Source organism: Mangrovibacterium marinum (genome assembly GCF_003046625.1).
GTDB lineage: Bacteria > Bacteroidota > Bacteroidia > Bacteroidales > Prolixibacteraceae > Mangrovibacterium > Mangrovibacterium marinum.
Window position 1 is genome coordinate 1 of sequence record NZ_QAAD01000046.1, and the last position, 5,597, is coordinate 5,597.

Sequence of the window (5,597 nt, forward strand, 5' to 3'; positions counted from 1 at the left end):
TTGAACTCGGGAACAGCCTCGCAGGCCTGCTCCAGGTAGGACTTTCTGCTCATAATCAATTTGTTTAAAATTTAAAAGCACGAAAGTCGCAACATCCCGCCAACTATTCCTATTTTTAGCTGAGCAATAAGCTCCCGCAAAGCGGGTTTAGTTCAACATTTTGTATAGTTAACTGTGGGCGCAGTGGTAGTTTCAGCGTCCTACACACGCCCCAAAACGGTGTGTATGCGGAAAGGAAACCGCCCGGAAAACCACAGCTAACCATACAATTTTCCGTTGTATGCAAGTGTAAAAAGACAAAACTCGATGCTTTGAAATAAAAGATTAATTAATAGAAAGAAAAATTTATTGATTTGGTGCTTCGTAAAAAGGTCAGTGCATATTGAGGGTAATTTATTTTGTTTTTTCTCTCCCCCCCACAAAGACAAAAGAAACCCAACCGCACAAAACAACACATTTGCAAACCGCTGCAAGCCAGCCCTGCAATCCAAAGTTTGCAAAAGAGTTGTTTTTTTGCCTGCGCTACATTAGCTTAATCATTGTACATTTACATTTATGAAAGGTAAAACAGATAAAAAATTAGAACAAAAGAATATCAAACCAACCGCTATGCGCCAATTGGTTTACGAGATTTTAGAAAAACAAAAGAAAGCATTAAGCCTTTATGAAATAGAACAGCAGTTTGACAATGTTGAAAGGTCAACTATATTTCGTACGCTCAAGACGTTTCAGGACAACTACCTTATTCACAGCATTGACGATGGTACGGGAGCGGTAAAATATGCCTTGTGCGATGATGATTGTACCTGCAAACCCGATGACCTTCATATTCATTTTTTATGCAATAAATGCGGTCAAACTCACTGTATGAAAGACATGCCAGTTCCAAAGATGGATTTAGCAGAAGGCTTCTCGTTTGAAAATGCCAATTTTGTGGTAAAAGGAATTTGCCCTAATTGCCGATAAAACTTTGCAATACTGTTGCACGTACTCATTCAGTAGTTTTGTTACATAATTTTTAAAAGTTATGCTATGAAACAAACATTCACTATTCTATTACTTCTTTTTTCAACAGGTTTATTATTCGCACAAAACAAAATAACTTTTGAGGTAAAAGAAGAATCTGGCGAATCCTTAATTGGAGCAAGTGTAATTATTGAAGGAACGACGACAGGTACAATTACAAATAATGAGGGTTTTGCAAGATTGGAGAATTTACCCAATGGCGAAATAGAGTTTGTAATTTCTTTTGTCGGCTTTGAAGAAAAGGAAATTACTTTATCTTTTCCAGATGACAACAACAAAACGATTGAAGTTGAGCTGGAAGAAGGAGAAGAACTTGAAGAAGTTGTAATTGCAGCAACAAGGTCTTCCCGAACAATTCAGGATATTCCAACAAGAATTGAAGCAATTACAGGCGAAGAATTAGGCGAAAAAGCAGCTATGAACTCAACAAATATTGGCATGCTTTTAAGAGAAACCACAGGTGTGCATATGCAGCAAACCTCACTTAGTTCTGGAAATATGAGTATTCGCATTCAGGGTTTGGATGGTCGATACACACAAATATTAAAAGATGGAATGCCACTTTATGGTGGTTTCGCCGGTGGGTTATCTATTATGCAAATACCACCGCTTGACTTAAAGCAAGTTGAGCTAATTAAAGGGAGTAATTCTACTTTGTACGGTGGTGGAGCAATTGCAGGTTTGGTAAACCTTGTAACCATACGACCAGAAGAGGAAGCAAAGCTTGATGTTATGCTAAATCAAACAAGTGCTTTGGGTACAACTGGCAATTTGTTTTATGCGCAGAAATACGGAAAAGTTGGTCTTTCAGTTTATGGCTCAGCTAATAATCAAATCGCATTCGACCCCGACGAAGATGGTTTTTCAAATATGCCCAAAGCGCAAACTTTTAGTCTAAATCCAAAATTCTACTACTACTTCAATCCTAACACTGAATTAAGTTTAGGGTTAAACACTACCATCGATAATAGAACGGGTGGAGACATGGAAGTGATAAAGGGAAACACAAGTACTGAGCATATTTTTTCCGAAGAAAATAAATCGGAACGTTATGCTACGCAATTAAGTTTTCGGAATACAACCGATGACAGAACATTCTCTTTTAAAAATAGTGTTTCCTATTTTGACAGAAAACTAAGTATTCCAGACTACCGATTCAGTGGAAATCAATTATCCAGTTTTACCGAAGCCATATACAATTTGCATAAAAACGATAATACAGAATGGCAATTGGGATTAAACCATTATCTCGAACAGTTTACAGAGACAGACGCTGACTCATATTCTGCAAGAGATTATACACATAACACCTTTGGTGGCTTTATTCAAAACACTACCGATTTTAGTAAAAAACTTGGGTTAGAAACTGGCTTACGAACCGACTACAATGCTGACTATGGGACATTTGTGCTGCCACGTTTTTCATTGTTATTTAAACCTAACAATAAATTAAGTTCACGACTTGGCGGTGCTATGGGTTACAAGCTTCCTACAATTTTCACCGAAGATGCTGAGAGAATTTATTATCGGGATATTCAACCATTATCAAAAGACCTGGTAGATGCAGAAACTTCAATAGGAGGAAATTTCGATATAAATTACAAAACCGCATTGGGCGATGAAATGACTTTCTCAATCAACCAACTCTTCTTTTTGACTCAGCTAAAAAATGCATTGGTTTTACGGGAAGACGAAACAATGGGCATGGCTTATTTTGAAAGCGCTGATGGTAACATTTTAAGTTCAGGCTTTGAAACCAATATAAAACTAACATACGACGATTTTAAACTCTATTTAAACTACGCCTTTGTTAATACCGAATTACAATACGATAATATCAATAACCAGAAACCACTTACACCAAAGCACAATGCGGGTGCAGTATTATTCTATGAAATTGAAGAAAAATGGTCTGCTGGATATGAGGTTTATTACACTGGGAAACAGTTCGATAATTTATACAATCAAAAAACAGATTATTGGACAATGGGAATAATGATTATGCGACATTGGGAACGTTTATCTTTATTCGTGAATTTCGAGAACTTTACAAACGTTATGCAATCTGATTTTGAACCTTTGGTTTTGCCGCCAACAAATAATCCTACTTTCCCTGATATTTGGGCACCGGCTGATGGATTTGTATTTAATGGAGGAATAAAACTTAGATTATCAGGCGACAATGATTAAATCAGAATACCACATATCGAAAATGGATTGTCCATCCGAAGAAAACATGATTCGTATGAAGTTGGATGGAATAGAGGTTATCAGGAAATTGGAATTCGATATTGAAAATCGCAATCTTACTGTTTTTCATTCTCGGGAAGATGAAGAAATATTATCGCGTCTGGAATCATTAAACTTTGGAGCAAAACATACATATTCAAGTTCTATTGATGAAAAGGAAGTAACAATAGAAAGTTCCGATGTACAATCAAAACTGTTATGGACGATACTCATAATTAATTTTGGATTTTTCATAATTGAAATGACTACCGGACTTATTTCAAAGTCAATGGGTTTGGTGGCAGATTCTTTAGACATGTTAGCTGATTCTTTTGTATATGGATTAAGTCTTTGGGCAGTTGGTTCAACAGTTCTGAGAAAAAAGAAAGTTGCACGTTGGAGTGGTTATTTTCAATTATCCTTAGCCTTTTTAGGTATTATAGAAGTGGTAAGACGATTTATAGGTTCTGAAGAAATGCCAGACTACAGAATTATGATTGGAGTTTCAGTTTTAGCATTAACTGCCAATGCCATCTGTTTGTACCTACTCCAGAAATCGAAAAGTAAAGAAGCACACATGAAAGCCAGTATGATTTTTACTTCCAACGATGTAATAATAAATTCAGGAGTTATTTTAGCTGGTGTATTGGTGTTGCTGACCCAATCAAAATATCCTGATTTGATTGTTGGTTCTATTGTTTTTTTGATTGTATCTCAGGGTGCATTTAGAATATTGAAACTTGGGAAATGATAGCCATCCCTTTTTGTAAGCACATTGTCAAGTCGCACGAGCCACTCTAAACCTAAACTTGCCAAAGAGCTTACAAAGCCAACCCTAATTACCGCCTTTAAGGGCGGTTTGGGGATTTACCCACCCACAAAAACAAAATAAATTTGTACTCCGAATCAACGTCTGTGCAGATTGATAAGAAAACTGTTAAATTTGTTAAAACTTGAGACGGATTGACTTTGAAGGATAAACACCAGCATACAACAAAGTGTATAAATCATTGGGCGGTTTGTGCTGATTTCAAGTGTGTTACATTTAATAAACTGCGTAGCGGTTTGACAGGAAAGTGCTTCGAAATGCCCAACGCTTCATACACCAACCGTTGGCAGCAAGTGTAAAAACTGCAGTGCACATTGATAATCACATTAAAAGAATTAAAATATGGGATACTATATAGACTTGGAAAGAATAACAATTGATGATTATCAGATAAAACTGGAATCAGCTTATTTACCACCGAGTAGAATGATTCTTAAGGACAAATTGGATGAGCGATTTGGATACTTTAAAAGTATTGGAATTAAAAATGTTAAAGAATTGATTCAGATACTCAAAAAAAAGGACAATTTAGCTGAACTATCAAAAGTTGATTGTTTATCGGGTGATTATTTGACAATATTGCGTAGAGAATTAAATAGTACACTACCAAAACCAAATAAAATTGCCGATTTTACTGGGATTTCTCAAGAAACAGTTGATAAATTGGAAAATATTGGCATAAAAAATACTGAGAAATTGTATGATAAAGTTTTAACAAAATCTGACAGGCAAAAGCTTGCTGATTCCACTGGCATAGGCAACAAAGACATTTTAGAATTGACTAAATTGACAGACTTATCAAGAATTAAATGGGTTGGGGTGACATTTGCCAGAATGCTTTACGATTTGAATATAGATACAGCGGAGAAAGCATCAAAATCTGACCCAGCCGATTTACATTCAAGGATAAACCAATTAAATAAAGAGAAAAGCATTTATAAAGCACAAATTGGATTGAATGACATTAAAATATTCGTTAATGCTGCAAAAGAAATACCTTTTGAGATAGAATATTGAAAAATGAATAAACACCAGCTGCCAACACTTAGCCTCTAATCAAGCGTTGCTTGCATACGCTTGGCATTGGAGGCTTTGTTGAACTAAACACTGCCCCTGGCTTAACCGACTGTTAATTAACTATTTTCGAATAGTGTTTTCAATCGGTTTTTTGTTTCCATTTCGGAAGGCGTTTGGGGTGGTGCTGTTGGACTTTCAAGCCCGGTTTTGGCTGCAAAACCGACTATGCCGGCCAAATAGCTTCTGCTTTGACCCTGTTTTCGGCAGCAAGGGGCTCCTCTGGGCAGGCGGTTTTGGCGACCGGACATAGCTTTCCCATTTACGCTCCGGGGCGTATTTCGAAAAGATCCACAAAACACCGTCATTGGCCCATTCCGGCCAATGGATTTACAGGCGGCGCCCGCTTTCCGGGATAAGTTTCCAGCAGCAGTAGTTCGCCGCCACAATCCTTACACTTCAGCACCGAGCGCTCTCCAAAGCGCAGCTCCAGGATCTG

General features: G+C 37.1%; 4 protein-coding genes. All 4 read left to right on the plus strand.

Annotated elements, in window-relative coordinates; translation table 11 throughout:
• Window positions 1-555: 555 nt before the first annotated feature.
• The 4 genes from C8N47_RS18505 (at window position 556) to C8N47_RS18520 (ending at window position 5,101) form a co-directional block, all read left to right on the plus strand.
• Window positions 556-966 carry a Fur family transcriptional regulator gene (locus C8N47_RS18505; protein ID WP_062128875.1) on the plus strand — a complete coding sequence of 137 codons (411 nt, stop codon included), beginning with the start codon at window positions 556-558 and terminating at the stop codon, window positions 964-966.
• A 66-nt stretch (window positions 967-1,032) separates the two neighbouring features.
• Window positions 1,033-3,216, plus strand: coding sequence for a TonB-dependent receptor (locus C8N47_RS18510; RefSeq protein WP_107824061.1), 2,184 nt, complete (start codon window positions 1,033-1,035; stop codon window positions 3,214-3,216).
• Between the two features lie 55 nt (window positions 3,217-3,271).
• Window positions 3,272-4,006 (plus strand): cation efflux transmembrane domain-containing protein, encoded by a 735-nt coding sequence (locus C8N47_RS18515; protein ID WP_313381373.1) that lies wholly within the window; start codon window positions 3,272-3,274, stop codon window positions 4,004-4,006.
• A gap of 420 nt (window positions 4,007-4,426) precedes the next feature.
• On the plus strand, window positions 4,427-5,101 hold the full coding sequence (locus C8N47_RS18520) for a DUF4332 domain-containing protein (RefSeq protein ID WP_107824062.1): 675 nt from the start codon (window positions 4,427-4,429) through the stop codon (window positions 5,099-5,101).
• The last annotated feature ends 496 nt before the right edge of the window (window positions 5,102-5,597 follow it).

What these genes read in the sequence shown, in the direction of transcription:
- C8N47_RS18505 (WP_062128875.1), top strand. Translation starts at nt 556, where the DNA reads ATGAAAGGTAAAACAGATAAAAAATTAGAACAAAAGAATATCAAACCA.
- C8N47_RS18510 (WP_107824061.1), top strand. Translation starts at nt 1,033, where the DNA reads ATGAAACAAACATTCACTATTCTATTACTTCTTTTTTCAACAGGTTTA.
- C8N47_RS18515 (WP_313381373.1), top strand. Translation starts at nt 3,272, where the DNA reads ATGAAGTTGGATGGAATAGAGGTTATCAGGAAATTGGAATTCGATATT.
- C8N47_RS18520 (WP_107824062.1), top strand. Translation starts at nt 4,427, where the DNA reads ATGGGATACTATATAGACTTGGAAAGAATAACAATTGATGATTATCAG.